The 18,537-nt window shown below is 41.4% G+C and carries 18 protein-coding genes; 11 read left to right on the top strand and 7 right to left on the bottom strand.

Annotated features, from left to right (window positions below; genetic code table 11):
• Nucleotides 1–92: 92 nt before the first annotated feature.
• A complete protein-coding gene (locus WC743_RS18355; RefSeq protein WP_373014277.1) occupies nt 93–992 on the top strand; it encodes a CorA family divalent cation transporter in 900 nt (299 codons plus the stop codon).
• A 191-nt stretch (nt 993–1,183) separates the two neighbouring features.
• Here the strand turns inward: WC743_RS18355 and WC743_RS18350 are convergent, their stop codons facing one another.
• The gene (locus WC743_RS18350) at nt 1,184–1,669 is read right to left on the bottom strand and encodes a pyridoxamine 5'-phosphate oxidase family protein (RefSeq protein WP_373014275.1); all 486 of its coding nucleotides are present in this window, start codon (nt 1,667–1,669) and stop codon (nt 1,184–1,186) included.
• Between the two features lie 33 nt (nt 1,670–1,702).
• Nucleotides 1,703–2,581: a universal stress protein gene (locus WC743_RS18345; protein ID WP_373014274.1), complete on the bottom strand. Its 879-nt coding sequence runs from the start codon at nt 2,579–2,581 to the stop codon at nt 1,703–1,705.
• Nucleotides 2,582–2,958: 377 nt separating this feature from the next.
• Here WC743_RS18345 and WC743_RS18340 point away from each other — a divergent pair, with 377 nt between their 5' ends.
• Both WC743_RS18340 and WC743_RS18335 read left to right on the top strand, forming a co-directional pair.
• A complete protein-coding gene (locus WC743_RS18340; protein ID WP_373014272.1) occupies nt 2,959–3,801 on the top strand; it encodes a universal stress protein in 843 nt (280 codons plus the stop codon).
• A 60-nt stretch (nt 3,802–3,861) separates the two neighbouring features.
• Nucleotides 3,862–6,555, top strand: coding sequence for a cation-translocating P-type ATPase (locus WC743_RS18335; RefSeq protein ID WP_373014270.1), 2,694 nt, complete (start codon nt 3,862–3,864; stop codon nt 6,553–6,555).
• On the opposite strand, the gene WC743_RS18330 is transcribed toward WC743_RS18335, so the two are convergent.
• Both WC743_RS18330 and WC743_RS18325 read right to left on the bottom strand, forming a co-directional pair.
• Nucleotides 6,552–7,622: an AI-2E family transporter gene (locus WC743_RS18330; RefSeq protein WP_373014269.1), complete on the bottom strand. Its 1,071-nt coding sequence runs from the start codon at nt 7,620–7,622 to the stop codon at nt 6,552–6,554. The genes WC743_RS18335 and WC743_RS18330 overlap by 4 nt on opposite strands.
• Nucleotides 7,623–7,634: 12 nt before the next feature.
• Nucleotides 7,635–8,219 carry a CDP-alcohol phosphatidyltransferase family protein gene (locus WC743_RS18325; protein ID WP_373014267.1) on the bottom strand — a complete coding sequence of 195 codons (585 nt, stop codon included), beginning with the start codon at nt 8,217–8,219 and terminating at the stop codon, nt 7,635–7,637.
• 479 nt (nt 8,220–8,698) lie between these two features.
• Here WC743_RS18325 and WC743_RS18320 point away from each other — a divergent pair, with 479 nt between their 5' ends.
• The 7 genes from WC743_RS18320 (at nt 8,699) to WC743_RS18290 (ending at nt 15,807) form a co-directional block, all read left to right on the top strand.
• Nucleotides 8,699–11,230 carry a cation-translocating P-type ATPase gene (locus WC743_RS18320; protein ID WP_373014265.1) on the top strand — a complete coding sequence of 844 codons (2,532 nt, stop codon included), beginning with the start codon at nt 8,699–8,701 and terminating at the stop codon, nt 11,228–11,230.
• Nucleotides 11,227–12,342 (top strand): nitroreductase, encoded by a 1,116-nt coding sequence (locus WC743_RS18315; protein WP_373014264.1) that lies wholly within the window; start codon nt 11,227–11,229, stop codon nt 12,340–12,342. The genes WC743_RS18320 and WC743_RS18315 overlap by 4 nt, the downstream gene beginning before the upstream one ends.
• Before the next feature lie 29 nt (nt 12,343–12,371).
• The gene (locus WC743_RS18310; protein ID WP_373014262.1) at nt 12,372–12,707 is read left to right on the top strand and encodes a hypothetical protein; all 336 of its coding nucleotides are present in this window, start codon (nt 12,372–12,374) and stop codon (nt 12,705–12,707) included.
• Complete coding sequence (locus tag WC743_RS18305; RefSeq protein WP_373014260.1) at nt 12,704–13,153, top strand: hypothetical protein; 450 nt, start codon at nt 12,704–12,706, stop codon at nt 13,151–13,153. The genes WC743_RS18310 and WC743_RS18305 overlap by 4 nt, the downstream gene beginning before the upstream one ends.
• 9 nt (nt 13,154–13,162) lie before the next feature.
• Nucleotides 13,163–13,987: a DUF6544 family protein gene (locus WC743_RS18300; RefSeq protein WP_373014258.1), complete on the top strand. Its 825-nt coding sequence runs from the start codon at nt 13,163–13,165 to the stop codon at nt 13,985–13,987.
• Between the two features lie 280 nt (nt 13,988–14,267).
• Nucleotides 14,268–14,852: a hypothetical protein gene (locus WC743_RS18295; RefSeq protein WP_373014256.1), complete on the top strand. Its 585-nt coding sequence runs from the start codon at nt 14,268–14,270 to the stop codon at nt 14,850–14,852.
• Between the two features lies 1 nt (nt 14,853).
• A complete protein-coding gene (locus WC743_RS18290; protein WP_373014255.1) occupies nt 14,854–15,807 on the top strand; it encodes a nucleotidyl transferase AbiEii/AbiGii toxin family protein in 954 nt (317 codons plus the stop codon).
• 36 nt (nt 15,808–15,843) lie between these two features.
• On the opposite strand, the gene WC743_RS18285 is transcribed toward WC743_RS18290, so the two are convergent.
• From WC743_RS18285 to WC743_RS18275, 3 genes are all read right to left on the bottom strand, one after another.
• Nucleotides 15,844–16,035 carry a hypothetical protein gene (locus WC743_RS18285; RefSeq protein ID WP_373014253.1) on the bottom strand — a complete coding sequence of 64 codons (192 nt, stop codon included), beginning with the start codon at nt 16,033–16,035 and terminating at the stop codon, nt 15,844–15,846.
• Between the two features lie 36 nt (nt 16,036–16,071).
• Nucleotides 16,072–17,232 carry a hypothetical protein gene (locus tag WC743_RS18280; RefSeq protein ID WP_373014251.1) on the bottom strand — a complete coding sequence of 387 codons (1,161 nt, stop codon included), beginning with the start codon at nt 17,230–17,232 and terminating at the stop codon, nt 16,072–16,074.
• Between the two features lie 104 nt (nt 17,233–17,336).
• Complete coding sequence (locus tag WC743_RS18275; protein ID WP_373014249.1) at nt 17,337–17,552, bottom strand: hypothetical protein; 216 nt, start codon at nt 17,550–17,552, stop codon at nt 17,337–17,339.
• A gap of 726 nt (nt 17,553–18,278) precedes the next feature.
• On the opposite strand from WC743_RS18275, the gene WC743_RS18270 reads away from it, so the two are divergent.
• On the top strand, nt 18,279–18,455 hold the full coding sequence (locus tag WC743_RS18270; protein ID WP_166087356.1) for a histone H1: 177 nt from the start codon (nt 18,279–18,281) through the stop codon (nt 18,453–18,455).
• Nucleotides 18,456–18,537: the final 82 nt, after the last annotated feature.

The following is an 18,537-nucleotide window of genomic DNA, read 5'->3' as shown; positions in this document are numbered from 1 at the left end:
TATTCTCGCGTAAAGGTAAAGGTTTTATATAACAGGTAATTGATATTGTCCGCAACATCCTGTTTATCTTTAGCCAACTAAAATGAACCTTAATGGTAAATAAAATCATAGATAAAAAGGGAAATGGATTTGAATGGCTGGATATTACCGCCCCATCCGATGAAGAATTTGCGGAAATAGCAAAAAAATACAAGTTGCACCCTGTGTTAGTTAATGACTGTTTGCAGCCTGATCATTTGCCCAAATTTGAACGGCTGGAAAATTATTCTTTTATTATTTTCCGGATATACACCAACAATGATCTGCTCGAAGCAGATAGCGTACAAGAATTAACCAGTAAGATTGCTATTTTTTATTCCGAAGACTTCATCCTGACGATCCATAGAAAGAAGCAAACCCTTTTTGATGAAATCATAGAATCGGTTGGTAAACAGAAAAGTATCGATAGTTACGAAGTTCTGAATTTGCTGATTGGTGCCTGCTTGAATACTTATGAGCAGCCCTTACAAAAACTATCCAAATCGGTGAATTATTATGAAGAAATTGTCTTTCTTCGGCCTAAAAAGGTCCCTTTATTAAAGGCGTTGTATTATTTAAAAAGAAAGATCGACCTGCTGAAACAGATGCTGATTTTGTCTTATGAAATTATTGACAACATAGATTCAAAAGACCAGGGAAATGTGAACACCAGGGATACGAGGGATCGATATGTTAAATTAAACAATATGTTCGCCTCGGTTTCTGAAAACATCCACCAACTGCTGAATATTTACTTTTCAGCCTCTTCCCAAAGAACAAATGAAACGATGCGTATCCTGACCATTTTTTCTGTGTTCTTTATGCCTTTAACTTTTATTGTGGGTATCTACGGTATGAACTTTGACTTTATGCCAGAATTGAAATGGAAGTTGGGTTACCCCGGGGTAATGCTGTTGATGGGGCTGGTAACGGTATTGATCTATATATGGTTTAAAAGAAAAAAGTGGTTGTAAAAATACAGCCGGAATTATCGCTTAGTTGTTTTTTAAGCGGATCGGCATCGCCATGTGCGGATGTTGGAAAACTGGTGATCTGATTATTAAAATCCCTTACACAATCAGCATCGTTTCCTGGTGTGCATAGATCTTTTAATAGCGGAATCCGGGTAACCACTATAATTATATAAGGCGATTATACTAACTTATCATTGCTCTTGGCTGTAGCCGGATGAGTATTCCCGTTTCTCGAACCTCCCTGTTTTTTTCGTAAGATTGATCCTATAAACAATCAGTTCTTTTGTACTTCCAATTTCACTGGTCTTATCGGCGATACCGTGCGAAGGGTGCGCATCGTCTGCTTTAGAGAGATACGGTTCAATGCTACGGATTATCTTTTGCATGGCCTGCTCGCATTCTGAAATGTCGGTTATTTCCTCAAATGTGCCCCAGCAAACAACGCTTTGCCATATAAAAAGACTTTCAATTTTATCGACTTCAAAACATACTTCCGGATTTTTTCGCATGTTGTCAATTTTCAGGCCTTTTGCGGAATGGGCGTATATATAAGGGTTTTCATAGACAAAATTCACAGGGACGATATACGTTATTCCATCTGCATGACAGCCAATACGTCCGATCAATTGCGTCTTCAGCAATTCTTCGATCATTTCCTTATTTAATTCTCCTAACATAAGATATTAATTTAAGTATGTTGTCTCAACGAACTAAATCATAGGGTGGCAGTCGGCTGGGTAAACCATTAACGGTATATTCAAGTTCCTGGCCATTTGCTGTGTATGGCTGCCTTTGAAAATACGGTGCCAAACACTATGGTTTCTGTGTATCATTACCATCATATCTACCTGGCCATGCTCCGTTAACCAATCAAGCCCATCATTAATGCTGGTATTCAGAACATGCCGGTAATAAATCCGGGGATAATTAGCCTTGTTGGAAACCTGGCACAAAAAATTCTCTACTTTTTTTTGCGAGGCATTTTCGTCATAAGTTCCGTCTGTGACATGGACAACTAATATTTCTGCATTGAAATACTTTGCAAAAGATGCGATGGAATGGATGACCTCTATGTCGCCCTCACTTAGATCGGTTGCAAAAGCAATCTTTGTTATACCTTTGAAAATAAAATCTGACGGTATCAGGATCAAGGGAAACGTTGCAGTCTCAATTAATTCTTGGGTATTGCTACCCCAAAAAAAGCCGCTGACATTTCCGGCACCCGACATGCCCATTACAGTAATATTCGCCTTACTTCCAGCAAATACATTCCTGATCACATCGGTAACCTGGCCTATTTCAGTGTTTATATTGACAGCCGGATGAAAATTTTCAGGAACCGTGGCTTCCTCTTCACGCAGCTTTAGTCTGTCAGCTAACGCATTTAATTCATGATCTGCCGATGCTTTTAATGAGTCATAGTCTTCAAGGGGCCATACCACTTGCCCCGCCATTGGTGCTTCAGCGGGGATTAGAATTGCATTGCACAAAAGCAAGTTTGCTTTTATTTTCTTTGCCAGATGCATAGCATATCTCGCTGCGTTTTTTGAAGCGGATGAAAAATCAGTTGGAACTAAGATCGTTTTCATAATGCTTTTTCTAATTGAAAAAAGGTTTGTTGTTCAGTGCTGTGAAATGGCTTACATCGATTCCCGATCTGTATGTTCATCAGAAACTTTAGTTTCACAGGTCTTTTTGTGACGGTATGTTAATAGAACAAAGATGGAGCATTTTCCATCTTTAAACAGTGATGAAGATCATTTTTTAAATTGATAATCAATATCTTAAATAAACAAAATAACAGCAATTTTGTAGTAACCAGTACGATACGTTTGGAAACGCAGCCAAGGAGAAAGCGCTGAAGGTGATTTTGAGTTCCTGATCAGCAGTCTGGTCATATTAATAACTGTAACGATGCCCATGATGAATGAAGTACCACCACAACGGTTTAACCACTAATTAGATTATGGAAAAGATACTTGTTACTACAGATCAGTCCACCAATTCAAAGGCGGCCATCCGTTTTGCCATTAAACTGGCCAAACAGCGTAAAGCGGAATTGATCATCCTTCACGTATACCATCTTTTAAAGCCGTTCAAATGGAGCGACCACGCTTTTGCGGAGCATACCGATAGCTTTACAAAAAAAACGGCCGAAGAATTGTCATCATTTATTGCCGGTATCTATCATGATATCGATGAACCCGAAATTAACCACCAATTAGTGCTGGTATCCAACATTGATGTGGTGGATGGGATCATGGAATATGCCAGCAAGCACAATTGTTCTTATATCTGCATCAGTACCCGCGGTGCCGGTGCCATTACAAAAATATTCGGCACGCATACCGCTAAATTGATCAGCAGTTCTGCTGTCCCTGTTTTATGCATACCCAGCGGCTACCATTTAAAGGAATTAAAACACATTCTTTATGCATCGGATATGACCGACTATGAAAACGAACTTAAAAAAGTTATTGATTTTGCCAAGCCTATTCATGCCAGTGTCGAGATGATGCATATTGCCTATCCTTATGAATTCGCTTTTGAGAAGGAACTGGCGGAAGCGACGCTACTGAAAAAAACGGATTATAAAGTGACCATACTAAACCCCCAAAGGGATATTACCAACGCCTTGCTTCAGGATATAGACCATGCTGTTAAGATCAGCAAACCTTCTCTTTTGGTCTTATTCACCCATCAGTCAAGGTCCATGTTTGAAAAGTTATTTTTTCCTTCCAATGCCGAAGAGTACTCTTTTTATGGAAAAATCCCTTTACTCACCTTCAACAAAAAGGAAGACAAGTAAAAGCTACCTGTCCCCTCCTTTCCTGGAGTACCGGTAAATAAAACCAATTTCAGCATGATAATGAAATACCCTTTAGACCAGCCTTTTTCATTACCTGTTGAAGAAGTTGTTAAACTGATACAAGCCAATACTGTCGAAGGGATCACCCATCATGAGGCTGAAAAGCGTAGCCGTGTTTACGGTCTGAATAGCTACAAAACTCAAAAACAGAAAAGCCTGTGGTTGATCTTGCTGTTCCAATTTAAAAGCCCTATTGTTTACCTGCTGATAGTCGGGGCTGCCGTTTCACTTTACTTCAAAGATATTTTAGAAACGACAGCCATTTTGGCCGTTATTTTGATTAATGCCCTGATCGGCTTTTTTATGGAGTTTCAGGCACGCAGCTCCATGAACGCGCTGAAAAAAATGGATATCATATTGGCAAAGGTTATCCGTGGTGGTAAATCCAGATCGATCCCATCAGAACAATTAGTCCCCGGTGATCTCATTCCGCTGGAAGCCGGAGATATTATCCCGGCGGATGGCCGTTTGGTTGTCGTAAACCGCTTACAATGCGATGAATCATCGCTTACCGGCGAGTCTCTTCCTTCGAATAAAACTATTGAAACATTAAAAGAAGATACTGTTGTTGGTGACCAGCATAACATGGTTTTTAAAGGGACCTCGGTCATTAACGGGAACGGCAAAATGGTGATCACGGGTATTGCCGCAAATACGCAATTAGGTACCATAACTTCTTTGGTCGAAAGTTCGGCCGATACAGCCACACCCCTGGATAAGAAGCTGAATAGATTAAGCCGGAAACTGATCTGGATCACACTCGTCATGACCGCGATATTTGCAGTAACCGGATTTATACAGGGCAAAGCCATACTAACTATTATAGAAACATCCATTGCGCTGGCGGTGGCTGCTATACCCGAGGGTTTACCTATTGTTGCAACGGTTGCCCTATCCTATGGCATGTTGCTAATGGCCAGGCGTAACGCTATAGTAAAAAAACTATCTGCCGTAGAAACGCTGGGCAGTACCGGGGTTATCCTGACGGATAAGACTGGCACCCTAACTGAAAACAAAATATACGCCGATACTTTGGCGTTTCCGGATGAAACCATTAAAGTACAAGTAGAAAAGAACTTGTTAAAATTCCCCGATGGAGCAGTTAAGCTAAGCACCGAAAATTTTGATAAACTGTTATTAACCGGTATTTTATGCAACAATGCCATTATTGAAACTGGAGACAAAAGTGTTGAGCAAGCTCAATTTTCCGGGGACCCGGTAGAAGTTGCGTTAATACAAATGGCCATTGCTGCCGGCTTAGATACACGCGGTTTAATGAAGCAATATGTACGTATTGCAGAAGTGCCTTTCAGTTCGGAGATCATGATGATGGGTACCTTGCACCAAACACCGTCAGGATACTTTGCCGCGGCCAAAGGCTCTGTTGAACATTTGCTGGAGAAATGCAGCCAGGTACAATCGGGTGCGCGCATCAAAATACTTGATCGCGACTCCCGTAATGCCATCCTGCTGAAATCGGAGAAAATGGCGGCCGGCGGGCTGCGGGTCCTTGCATTTGCTTACCGGTCGGGTGACGGGCTTGATACGCACAATTATTTGAATGAGCTGGTTTATGTCGGAATGGCCGGTTTCCTTGACCCGCCCCGGATGGACATCAAAGGAGCTATCTTGAATTGCAGAAAAGCGGGCATCAAAGTGGTCATGATCACCGGCGACCATCCGCAAACAGCATTAAATATTGCCCGAAAGGTGGGCTTGATCGACGAGGACAACAAAGAGGTGATTACCGGAAAAGAGCTGCCCCAAGCCGAACTATTAACAAAAGCATGGCGGCAACGTATTCTGGCAACCGCCGTTTTTGCAAGAGCTTCCCCTAAACAAAAGCTGGAAATCGCGGATGTTTTTCAAAAGGCAGGATCAATAGTTGCCATGACGGGTGACGGCGTAAACGATGCACCGGCTTTAAAGAAAGCGGACGTGGGTATTGCCATGGGTATCAGGGGAACCCAGGTAGCCAAAGAAACGGCGAGTATTGTTTTGAAAGATGATTCTTTTACATCCATAGCCCAGGCGGTGGCTCATGGCCGGGAGATCTTTCAGAATATTCAAAAATTTGTGGTGTACCTGGTGTCCTGTAACCTGAGCGAGATATTCATTGTGACTATTTTAGGCGTAGTTATACCGGGTGCCACTTTACTGCCGCTACAGATCCTGTTCCTGAATATGGTGACAGACATCTTCCCGGCATTGGCGCTGGGCTTAGGTACAGGGGATAGAACTGTGATGTCGAGACCGCCAAGAGACCCCAAAAAGAATATGATTACCGACAAAAAATGGCTGGTTATCGCCTTATACTCGGCTGCCATCACCTCGGCTGTGATCATTGCGGTTGTTTATTGCAAAGAAGTGCTGAATAGCGATGATCGTACCTGCAATAATGTAGCATTTATCACCCTTACCTTCGCCCAGTTATTTCATGTGTTCAACATGTCCTCGGATGGCGCAGGAATTGTGGATAATGAAATTACCAGGAACAAATGGGTATGGATCGCCATTTTAATCTGCAGCGGTCTCACGTTGATGGTGTTTGCCGTGCCCGGTCTGCGTATAGTTTTAGGGCTATCGGTGCTTTCGTTTAAGTTGTGGGTAGCCGCAATAACCGTTAGCCTGCTGCCTTTGGTTGTTTTCCAGGCTTTCAAAGCCGTCCAGAAAATATATAGCCGAAGGGGTTAAACCCTCATCTGGCTTTTTACCGGCCGTTCATCGCCCAGCAACACCCCCCATTGCTTATAATTTTCGCTGCGGTCGAACACGATCTTTAAAATAGACAATACCGGCATTGCCAGGAACATGCCTGACAGGCCAGCCATCGTTCCGGCAACAATGATACCGACAATGGAAACAAGCGGGTTAATTTTTACCTGCGAACCTACTATACGCGGCATTAAAATATTATTGTCCAGGAATTGTACCGCTGTAATAGCTCCCAATACGATCAGTACATCTGCAATGCTATCCGACGAAGCAAGGGTTAGCAACACGCCCAGAATATTGCCGATCAGGGCGCCCAGGTACGGGATCAGGTTCAGAAAAGCGAAGATGATCCCGATCAGCAAGGCATTCTGGATACCGAAAAGCCATAATGCGCCGCCTAACAGGACAACGATGTAGGTGATCTGTATCAGCAGCCCCACAAGGTAGCTTTTAATCATTTTTTCAGTCTGCCGTACAGCCTCCTCCACATTTTGGTACTCATCTTTTTTAAACCACATCAGCAGGAACTTTAAAAAAAGGTTCCTGTACAAGATGATCAGGTAGATATAGATAGGCAGTAATCCTATAAATATCACCATGCCCGACAAAGGTCCCGCCGCGCCTCTCAAAACCCCGCCAAGAGAACTGAATAGCTTTTTGCTCTGCACGTTAATGAATTTCACCTGTTCTGCCGGGGAGTATCCAAACGACTTGCTGATCCAGATACTTAAATTATCCAAATGTTTGGCCACGGTGCGTTGTATCTGCGGAAAATCATCCAATAAAGCACCGATCTGGCTGGAGAACAGCCAAATAATCAGCGCCACAACGATCGTTAATAATAATATCGGTAAAAAAACAGCAATAGCTTCCGGGACTTTTAGTTTCCTAAAAAAGCGGAACACCGGTAAAAGCACCAGGCTGAAGAAGAATGCCATTAATAAGGGCATAATGATTGTATTTCCAGCCACTACGATCGTTCCTAAAACAAACAGGCCAATGAGTTCGATGGCGCGTTTCACGGTCACCGGCATTTCTTTTACCATGGGGTGCAGTTTTTACGCTTTTTGCAGTGCGCGTTTTTTTATTACCCAATATAAACCTTTTATATCAGTTTCCCATTTGGGGATAATAAGGACGAGAGCGATCTCCTCCATCAAGTCGAGGATGGTTAAGGCTGAAACCAGGTAAAACAGCGCATAAACCGGTTCGGGTAGCCAATAAAAAAGTACCATGAATATAGCCTGAAAAACAGTAACAAATTTGGCCAGGTAGGTATGAAAGCTGCTGATCTTTCCATAGCGAGATAGCGCAAACCCGATCTGGGTGACAAAAAGCACCACCTGGATAGCAACAAGTACTAATTCTTTTTTCAGAAATTCCGGGTTCACCAAAGTTATACCGATGATAGCTGCCGCGATGGTCAGGTCGTCTGAAACAGAATCCAGGATAGAACCGAACACGCTGGTTACTTTGTATTTGCGGGCCAGGTATCCGTCAATCGCATCTGTAAGGAAACTAACGGCCAGTAACCATTTAAAAATGTCCAGCTGCTCATTGAACAATAACGTCAAAAGCATGGGAGCTGCTAACAACCTGTAAAAGGTGATCGCATTGACCATATAATAACTCGGTTTATGCATAGGGTTGATAAGCATGCTTATAATCAATCATTGTCCTTTCCCTTCCCGTCTTTCAAAGGGGATACCGTGTTAATTCCTATTTCTGTGTGCCTGATCTGTCCCCTTAAATATGTGATCAACAGGTGGATGTGCGTCCGGCTCATAACTTTTTTATCAAAAATCGCTATTTAACACTGCTGTTTAAGTAACTTTCATCAAGTTCATTAATGATCCTCGTCATTTAGTTCCCGCTGTTAAATAGCCAGATTTACAATTTAAAGTAATCAGCTGTGCAGACGATCCTGATCTAGCTGACTTTTAGCGGCTCGGATATGCTGGCGCTGGTTCATCATCAGGGTGTTTTTTGTCGGACCTGTTTGACAGATCTACAACGGCGGCTGTTTTGGATAATCAGCATATATCTTTGATAGTTATCAGACCGAAATGAAGTAATCATCCATAGTCTGTAAAGGCTGTAATGATGTTAATCGATAAAACAGATGACGGTAAATAACTTTGATGTATTGGGATTAAGTAACAATGAAGTAATTACGGCCAAGTCAAAATATGGAGCAAACAGCCTATCGTTTAAAAAGGAAAACGGTTTTGTTGATGCGCTGAGAGGACTGGTAAAGGAACCGATGGTTATATTACTGATGGTTACCTCATGTATTTACTTTATTAGCGGGAAGCCCGGCGACGGCATTTTTCTGGCTTCAGCCATTGTACTGGTGGCCGGCATTTCTTTATATCAGGACTCCCGAAGCCGTAACGCACTCGAAAAGCTAAAGGATTTTTCGCGACCTAAATGTAAAGTGATCAGGAACGGAGAAGTTTTAGAAATAAAAAGCGAAGATCTTGTAGTTGGCGACAGCCTGATGGTAGAGGAAGGAATGTCGATAACTGCGGATGGGGTAATTGTACATGCTAACGATTTTTCGGTCAACGAAAGCATACTAACCGGTGAGTCCTTAGCCGTTTATAAAGACAGCTCTTCGGCTGACAATTTAATTTTTCATGGCACAACGGTAGCAAGCGGCCTTGCCATCGCAACCATAACCGCCATAGGCAATCAAACCCGGCTTGGTAAAATTGGAAAAAGCCTGGAATCTATTACAGGAGAAAGAACACCGCTGGAAGTACAGATCAACAATTTCGTAAAAAAAATGGTGATCGCCGGGGTGGTCGTGTTCCTGATCGTGTGGGGCATTAACTATCTCCATTCGGCTAATATTCTGGATAGCCTGATTAAAGCACTTACTCTGGCCATGAGCATTTTGCCGGAAGAGATCCCGGTTGCATTTACGACTTTCATGGCCCTGGGTGCCTGGCGGCTGATGAAAATAGGTATCGTTGTTAAACAAATGAAAACGGTTGAAACCCTGGGCAGCGCTTCCGTGATATGTACCGATAAAACCGGTACCCTCACCGAGAATAAGATGAGCCTGGCGAAAGTGTACACACTGCCGGAGAATTGCATCACAGATGCTACAGGAAAGATCTCAAATGGCCCTGTGCAGCAGCTGATAACGCTGGCTATGTGGGCCAGTGAACCGATTCCTTTCGATCCCATGGAAATTTCCCTGCACAATGCCTATTCAAAAACGGGCCTTACGGATGAGCGTCCTGATTATCAAATGATCCATGAATATCCCCTGGGGGGCAAACCGCCCATGATGACCCATCTGTTTGAAAATGGAACGGGCAAACGCATTATCGCGGCTAAAGGCGCGCCGGAGGCACTGATCAGCATCAGCAATCTAAACAGTAGCGAGAAAAAGCAGATAGCCGGAGCAATTGAGGCATTGGCTGCCGAAGGTTACCGGGTATTAGCTGTAGGCGAAGCGAATTTTCCGGGAAGTGATTTCCCGGCTACACAGCAGGAATTTCATTTTGCATTTAAAGGGCTGGTCGCCTTTTATGACCCGCCCAAGAAAAATATTAATTCAGTACTGCAAGGCTTCTACAGGGCTGGTATCGCAGTAAAAATTATCACCGGCGACAACGCAGAAACCACTGGTGCTATTGCAAGGCAAATTGATTTCCGTGGAGATGATCAATGTATAAGCGGAGATGCACTGATGCAATTGTCCGATAAAGAACTTCGGGACAAAGTGGAAACAGTGAACATTTTTACCCGCATGTTCCCTGATGCCAAGCTAAAGATCATTAATGCACTAAAAGCCAAAAACGAAATAGTGGCTATGACAGGGGATGGTGTAAACGATGGCCCTGCTTTAAAGGCCGCACACATCGGTATAGCTATGGGTAAAAAAGGCACGGAAATCGCCAAGCAGGCAGCATCGCTGATATTATTGGAGGATGACCTCTCGAAAATGGCAGATGCCGTAGCGATGGGCAGGCGTATATACACCAACCTTAAAAAGGCAATACAATACATTATTTCCATCCACATACCTATCGTATTAACCGTATTTATCCCGCTGGCTTTGGGCTGGATCTACCCTAACATCTTTTCTCCTGTGCATATTATTTTCCTGGAATTAATCATGGGGCCAACTTGTTCCATCATTTATGAGAATGAGCCAATGGAAAAGAATACGATGCTACAAAAACCACGTCCCATCAGTACAACTTTTTTTAACTGGAAAGAACTAACGACCAGTATCATTCAGGGGCTGGTCATCACTGCCGGGACCCTGGCTACTTACCAATTTGCCGTAAGCAAAGGAGCAGATGAACAACTAACCCGCACCATGGTATTTACCTGCCTGATATCGGCTAATATCTTACTTACATTGGTCAACCGTTCGTTTTACTATTCACTGTTTACCACAATCAGGTATAAGAATAACCTGGTGTTGCTGATCATCGGGATTACCCTGCTTATTTCAACCTGTTTAATTTACGTCAGCCCATTAACCGCGTTCTTTGGTTTCGAGCCGTTAAACATACCTGAACTTTTAATTTGCGCGGGTATTGGCTTTCTCTCTGTGATATGGTTTGAACTTTTTAAATGGCGAAAACGAATGCCCACCAGCGAGACTTTTACAAATCTCACCTCATCATGAACAGAAGAAAATTTTTAGGCCTAACGGGAGGATCGGTTGCAATAGCGGGAATAACCTATTATGCGCTGAGCGATAAAAGCAATTTTGTAAGGGCCGATTTAAAGCCTGTAACCAACGTTAATATACAATTAACGGCCGATGAACGGCACATATTATACCTGGCCTCTCTGGCTCCAAGCGGGCATAATACACAGCCATGGTCTATCAAACACATGGAGCCTTTACATTGGATCATTTGCAACGATAAAAGTAAATGGTTGCCAGCTGTTGATCCGACGCAAAGGGAAACGATATTATCTATTGGAGCATTTATTCAAAACTTAGAGTATGCTGCTCATAACTTGGACTATAGGTGTCAATTCAATTTAATGGCCAACACTAATCAGGACGAAAAAGTAATGGACATAAAAATGATCCGGTCGGGCGACCAGTTCAGGTATAATACCAACAGTATTGTACAACGCCGGACAGTAAGATCAAATTTACTATCCGAAGCATTGAAAACGGAAGATATCAGGCTACTAGTTGATAATGAACCCGATCTCATTCACTTCATTCCCAGCACGGCGAAAGCATATCGTTATCTCAATGAACAAACTATCGAAGCTAATAGGGTTCAGTCCTACCGCGATGCTGCGCAAAATGAGTTGGCTGACTGGATCAGGTTTTCCAACAACGATGCTGAGAAATACCAGGATGGCCTTACCCCCGGAAGTATGGAAATTGAGGGCATTTCCGGCTGGGTAGTCCGAAACTTTTATGGAAAATCCAATGTGATGGGGAAAAGCTTCAGAGATCAAAATATTGACCAGGTGGAGAAACAGGTAGCTTCCTCCGCAGGCTGGTTTCTGATTACAAGTAAAGATGCGTCTGTAACCAACCTCATTGAAACGGGGAGGAGAATGCAACGGTTGTTCCTAAAAGTCAGGGATAAAAATATCGCCATACACCCGATGACCCAAATATTAGAAGAACCGTATACTCATCAAGGCCTTAACGCATCAATAGGCATAAATGACCCGGTACAATTTATATTACGAACGGGCTATGTAAAGGATTATCCTGAACCGGTTTCATTGAGACGGCCTGTAGACCGGCTGATACATTCTTAAAGAAATGACAGCTCATTAAAAACCAATAAATGTTCTCAAAACTAACCAACATAAAAATCACCCACAGTGTGATATGGGTTTTCTTCAATTTTGTCATCTTTTACATGCTCTATGCAGTAATTGAAAACAAGCTTGACTGGAGGCTTTGGACCTGTTATGGCTTAATACTGATGGAAGGTATCATCTTATTGATTTTCAATAAAATGTGCCCTTTAACCATTATGGCCCGCAAATATTCACAATCCCCTAAATACAACTTCGACATCTATTTGCCGGAGTGGTTAGCCAGGTATAATAAGCAGGGTTATACCATCATTGTGATAATAATCATAATTCTTACCGTTTACCAGCTTTCCAAAAAATGAAAACAACAAAAGGGCGAAATTATTTAATTTTCTTGTTGGGCTTTCTCGGTTTAGGAGCCCTTGGCGGAGGTGGATTGTTAATTATTTCACCAAGCGGCAATTTGATAGGCATGCCATTATCCATACTGGAAAAGTCGCCTTTTCATAGTTTTTTAATACCGGGAGGCATTTTGTTTATTTTACTTGGAATAGCCCCTTGTCTGTTAACAATCGCTTTAATAAGAAAGCCCGCATCCGCATTCGCCGAAAAACTAAACTGCTATTATGATATGCACTGGTCCTGGACTTATAGTATTTATACAGCATTTATGCTAATCGCGTGGATACAAATCGAAATGATTTTTCTGCAAGCGGTAAGTTGGCTGCATACTTTTTATATGTTTTTGTCGGTTGCAATCATTTTTGTTGCATTGTTGCCGCAGGTTAGGAATTTATATAAAAAATAAAACTCAAAAATGAAAAAGCTTATGATCATTACGCTCATAGTATCCGGCATTTTGCTAATAACCCTGGTTATTGGCAGGATAAATTTATCAAACAAATTTCACCATCAGGTAAAAGAACTGTTTTCGCAGTCGAAGAATATAGAGGGCAAAACATTTACTTACAGTCAACTAATTGGCTTGCCCGAACCGGTACAGCGCTATTTCAAACTTGTTTTAAAAGAAGGTCAGCCATATATTAGTTATGCAAGAATTACACACGGTGGGCAATTTAAAACCGGATTAGATAAAGATTGGATAAACATAAACGGGGAACAATACGCTACTACCGAAAAGCCTGGCTTTATTTGGAAAGGTTCAACAACAATGTTTACTGCCCGTGATATGTATATTAAGGATAAAGGGCGACTTGTTGTTTCGCTGTTCTCCATTTATACAATTGTAGATGGCGCAGGCAAAACATTTGACCAGGGCGAATTACTTCGCTGGCTTGGTGAAAGTGTTTTGTATCCAACAAATTTATTACCAGGCGATAAACTTCAATGGTTTGCAATTGATAGCCGGACAGCTAAACTTACCTTCAACTATGATGGATTGTCGCTCTTTTATATCGTTTCGTTTAATAATGCGGGCGAAATAATCCAACTGGAATCGAAACGGTATATGGACAAGGAAAATTTAGAAACTTGGGTTATTAAACTGGCTGACTATAAAGTATTGAATCAAATAATTGTCCCCACAGCTTTTGAAGTATTGTGGAGGTTAAAAAAAGGTGATTTTAGTTACGCCAAATTCTTTATAAAAACGGTAGAGTATAATGTGCCTAAAGCTTTTTGAGCGCAATCTATGTTTCGTATTTAACTGTATCGATTCGGGAAATCTATCAAAGTCAAAGGTTCTGACACTGAGGTGAATTTAGCAGTAAGCCTGGCTGAAAATTTTTATAAGGTACATCAGGATTTCAGTGTGGCGATTTCTGGCGGCGGGTCGGGCTTCCAATTCTCCAAAAGGAATTGCAAGACAAGCAAATTTAATGACATGTGTTTTGCATGAATTTTCAATAAAAATATTTATGTATTAATTATATTATTGCGATCTTTGTAAAAGGAGGATAGCGATGAGCAAATTGAATGAACTTAAACAACACTTGAAGCGCGGGCATGTTTACCGGAGGGAAGAGCTTGCCCACTGGTCAAAATCTGTTGACCGGCATTTAGGTGCACTGGTCGGTGATGGCACACTCCAAAAGCTTTCACAGGGCGTTTATTATTATCCCAAAGAAACGGTATTCGGCCAAACACCGCCGGAAGAGGAAGTACTTGTCCGTAAATTTTTAAAGGATGACCGTTTTTTGCTAACCTCTCCAAATGCTTACAACACCCTGGGGGTGGGAACTACGCAGCTTTATAATAAACGAACCGTTTATAATCACAAACGGCACGGTGAATTTATGTTGGGCAACCGTAAGTTCGATTTTCAGGTAAAGCCACATTTTCCGGCTAAGGCGAGTCCTGAATTTTTAATGGTAGACCTGGTCAACAATTTGGATAAACTGGCAGAAGACAGGCCGGCTATATTAAAGAATGTACTGAACAAAGCCCAGTCGATGGACAAAAGGAAACTGAAGCAGTCGGTCAGCACTTATGGAAATGTCCGGGCAAAGAAACTTTTTGAGCCTATCCTGCAACTTTCAAACGCATAATATGGCCACTGATTTCCTTCACAATCACAAGAACTTTCCAGATCTTCTACGAATACTCGAAAATGAAAAAGGAATACAGGCAGGGTTGATCGAAAAGGATTACTGGATTATGCACGTATTATTCGGGCTGAAAACTCAGGGTTTTGATTTCGATCTAAAAGGCGGCACATCCCTGTCCAAAGGCTTTAAGATCATCGAGCGATTTTCTGAGGATATCGATATCCACATCAAACCTCCCGTCGAGCTCAACGTTAATGAGAACCCTAATAATGTGAAACCAAGGAACGTGGAAGCTAAGAAAAACTTCTATGACTGGCTAGCTGGAAATATCAAAATTGATGGTGTCATTTCAATAGAACGCGACACAGCTTTCGATAACGAAAAAACATATAATAGCGGAGGAATACGACTGCATTACAAGAATCATAATGACCTTGTTGAAGGAGTAAAAGAGGGAATCTTATTAGAAGCCGGTTTCGATACTGTTACGCCCAACACCAATATCACGATCAGTTCCTGGGCATATGAACGAGCCATGGCAAGCGAAATAGAGATCATCGACAACCGGGCAAAAGATATATCATGCTACAATCCGGGTTACACCTTTGTGGAGAAACTACAGACAATTGCTACTAAATATCGTAAGGAAAAGGAAACCGGGGATACTGGTGTTAATTTCATGCGGCAGTACTACGATATCTATTCCCTTATGGGCACCGAAGAAGTAAAAGCGTTCATTGGCTCTGAAGCATACCTTGCCCACAAGAAAAAGCGTTTTCCGCCGCCAGACTTCGCTATACCCATTAACATAAACGAAGCATTTCTTCTCAATGACAAAGCAACGAGAGAAAACTTTATACAAAGGTACAAAAGTACCGCCGCCTTGTATTATCATGGACAGCCAGATTTTGAAACGATATTGGAGCGCATCAAAGAACACATCGACAACCTTTAAAGGCCTAAAAAACCATTGTAAAAGAGTTTCTTACTATCACAAATATCCACAATGGTTCCCATTTTGCTTTTTCCCATTACTCCGCTCAAAACTGCTTACTTCCATTCGCCGTTTTTTAAACGCGTCTTTTACAAATCCAATTACACAATCTCCGACTTTATTGATCTCATTTTCTTTGGCAGCAAGGGCTAACCTAACCTCGGCCATAATTAAATTTAACTCGCTCATAGCATTTATCATTAACTATAAATTAGCTTTTTCGATCTATTTTTTTTCTGCATGATACAAGACCAGCTGCAAGCCATTGTCCAAGCCATATATATCCTTATAGTTAACAAGTTCTCCCTCCTTTATCTCACAGGTTATGTATGTGAAATTTACGGGATTAGAATTCACTTTTATTTTTTCAACATCCAAAGACGTTAATAAAGCGGACAATTCTTTGCTCTTAAACACCAGAATATTGAACGGTTCGTCCTTCGCTGTTTTGATCTGCGGAATATTGTTTAATTCCTGTAGATCTTTTCGGATAGCGGGCGTAATATGAAGTATCGGTTGCCTATGTACAACTGATATTGTCATTATAGCCGGATAGATTGACTGTTTTGCCAAAGCATGCAGTACTGATTTGCTCATCTTCAATTTAAAATGATAGTCGTTGTGTCGGAAATGAATGGTTAAGACCCGGGATGGAATATTGATTTCCATTACTTCTTTTTTACGGACGCTATACCAGCGTAAACGCTCCATATTGATAGCCATTCTTTGAATCTCCGCTTCTGGAAATTCATAGCAATCACTCGTGTATAGTCCTGTTTCCAGGTACATCTGATATTTTAGATCTTGATAGATTTTGGATTTGGGCTGCACCAGTGTGATGGTCTTTTTAAATTCTTTACTTTTAAGTGCATCATTCAGAACAACCATGGAATTGAAAACTTCACGCTCCTTTGCATCAATTTTTCTTGCAGTATAATCAGGGTTAAGCCTTCCATAATGCAGGTTGTTTTCAAACGTAAGTATGGCATCTGTTAGCCAGATATCGAACATTGCTTTTCGTTCATTGCTCACCTTGGCAGTACTCGAGGTAAGTAAATTCAGTTCATCATATAAAAGCTTGTTGGGATGATAGTCTGCGTGGTTTAATCCATATTGAACAACACAATCCAATAATAACATCGCATCGGTTGCATGCGTTTTAACGGTGTCGGGCGCAACCCAAACTAATTTATTACCGTTGCTTTTATAAAAACGTAGCACAGATAGTGGGTAATACAGCTCTTTTTGATGCATTTTGATCTGCATCTTAATAGAAGCTGCCATGCCTGTATCAACCAACATGACAGGTGCGGCCGCCACTGAAAGTGCTAAAAGGTTTAACAGGGCAAGTAAATAACGGGTTGGTCTTAAAAAACTTTTCATCATAACTGGATTTGTTGTAAAGATCCGGCTAACAAGTGCTTTAATAAATGATATCCGTCATTTAAAACATTGACGATCAGTAGAAACAGAGGTTAAATACAAACCCGCTAAACCCTTTTTTTCACTTCTTCTTTTGAAAGCGCATATAGCATTTCCTTAAAGGCACGATATTCCAGTGTAAGACCTTTCGTCAATTTCTCCAGTTGTATCTGTTTGGCATAAAGGTCAGTATCAATCAGGGTAAATGTACCTTTAATCATTTCGGCAAGGTTTTCCATTTGCTGTTTCAGAATTTCCTCTACATGAAGTTCATGGGCTTCCAACTGGTATAGATCGATTTTTGTTTGTTTAAACTTTTCACCTGATCTGTTTCAGGGCATCCGGCAATGAGGTTATCCAGCAGATGATGCAGAAAACGGTCTCGATTCGGAAAAACGTATTATCAGCGGCCCATTGGTTCAAAATGGTATAATCCTGCATAACTACATCTGTATCCTGATCTATAGTTCATAAGCTTCCCATCCGGGTAACAGCGAATAATCGCTATTGCCCGTCAGAACTCCAGGCCGGGGTCGTAAGTCATTTACTGAAAAAGATTGTAAAGCGGTATCATTAAGTATTGTAATTCTTTTGTGCTATCCATCAATAATTCGTCAGACTCCTCCATCGGCCAGACAACCAAACCCGCCTGGGGCATTTCCGCAGGCACAATAACAGCATTACATTAATATGATATTGGCTTTGATCTGTATTTATTACCACAAAATTGGGCAAAACACCACAGCATAATAATGATCATGGTCATTACCTGATGTGACATTAAGCTTGTTTCAAGTCTTCAATAAAATAGCTTGAAGACTGTGTACTAAGGCTGCCTTAATTGTAAAATAACTTCAAAGAAATTTGCAACGGGAATATCGGCCTGAATGATAAAGAACGAGGTCAACGATCGTCAGAAAAACTGTTTATACTGAAAAATCTTAGTTTTGCATGTTTGTTTTCAGAAAAGGTGGAAACGAACGTCATTTATTTACTTAATAAAAAACATAATGGAAAAATTTAAATCAGTAAAAGATCTTGTGGCCTCCGTAGAAAGCGACGTAGTCAGCTTTTATGAAAAAGGCAACAAAGCAGCAGGAACCAGGCTTAGAAATGCCATGCAACAATTAAAAGTTATTGCAACGGATATTCGCAAGGAAGTAACAGAAAAGAAAAACAATCAATAATAGTTTAAAAATTGTTTTGGGAAAATAAGCCCGGTCACCTTCGACCGGGCTTATTTTATGGTGATGATTCAAGTGCTTAACA

Source organism: Mucilaginibacter sp., from assembly GCF_041660805.1.
Taxonomy (GTDB): Bacteria; Bacteroidota; Bacteroidia; order Sphingobacteriales; family Sphingobacteriaceae; genus Mucilaginibacter.
The sequence above is the reverse complement of the archived record's forward strand: the minus strand, read 5'-3'. Positions and strand labels throughout refer to the sequence as shown.

Coding starts and splice junctions, on each gene's coding strand:
- WC743_RS18355 (WP_373014277.1), top strand. CDS start 93: ATGGTAAATAAAATCATAGATAAAAAGGGAAATGGATTTGAATGGCTG.
- WC743_RS18350 (WP_373014275.1), bottom strand. CDS start 1,669: ATGTTAGGAGAATTAAATAAGGAAATGATCGAAGAATTGCTGAAGACG.
- WC743_RS18345 (WP_373014274.1), bottom strand. CDS start 2,581: ATGAAAACGATCTTAGTTCCAACTGATTTTTCATCCGCTTCAAAAAAC.
- WC743_RS18340 (WP_373014272.1), top strand. CDS start 2,959: ATGGAAAAGATACTTGTTACTACAGATCAGTCCACCAATTCAAAGGCG.
- WC743_RS18335 (WP_373014270.1), top strand. CDS start 3,862: ATGAAATACCCTTTAGACCAGCCTTTTTCATTACCTGTTGAAGAAGTT.
- WC743_RS18330 (WP_373014269.1), bottom strand. CDS start 7,622: ATGGTAAAAGAAATGCCGGTGACCGTGAAACGCGCCATCGAACTCATT.
- WC743_RS18325 (WP_373014267.1), bottom strand. CDS start 8,219: ATGCATAAACCGAGTTATTATATGGTCAATGCGATCACCTTTTACAGG.
- WC743_RS18320 (WP_373014265.1), top strand. CDS start 8,699: ATGACGGTAAATAACTTTGATGTATTGGGATTAAGTAACAATGAAGTA.
- WC743_RS18315 (WP_373014264.1), top strand. CDS start 11,227: ATGAACAGAAGAAAATTTTTAGGCCTAACGGGAGGATCGGTTGCAATA.
- WC743_RS18310 (WP_373014262.1), top strand. CDS start 12,372: ATGTTCTCAAAACTAACCAACATAAAAATCACCCACAGTGTGATATGG.
- WC743_RS18305 (WP_373014260.1), top strand. CDS start 12,704: ATGAAAACAACAAAAGGGCGAAATTATTTAATTTTCTTGTTGGGCTTT.
- WC743_RS18300 (WP_373014258.1), top strand. CDS start 13,163: ATGAAAAAGCTTATGATCATTACGCTCATAGTATCCGGCATTTTGCTA.
- WC743_RS18295 (WP_373014256.1), top strand. CDS start 14,268: ATGAGCAAATTGAATGAACTTAAACAACACTTGAAGCGCGGGCATGTT.
- WC743_RS18290 (WP_373014255.1), top strand. CDS start 14,854: ATGGCCACTGATTTCCTTCACAATCACAAGAACTTTCCAGATCTTCTA.
- WC743_RS18285 (WP_373014253.1), bottom strand. CDS start 16,035: ATGAGCGAGTTAAATTTAATTATGGCCGAGGTTAGGTTAGCCCTTGCT.
- WC743_RS18280 (WP_373014251.1), bottom strand. CDS start 17,232: ATGATGAAAAGTTTTTTAAGACCAACCCGTTATTTACTTGCCCTGTTA.
- WC743_RS18270 (WP_166087356.1), top strand. CDS start 18,279: ATGGAAAAATTTAAATCAGTAAAAGATCTTGTGGCCTCCGTAGAAAGC.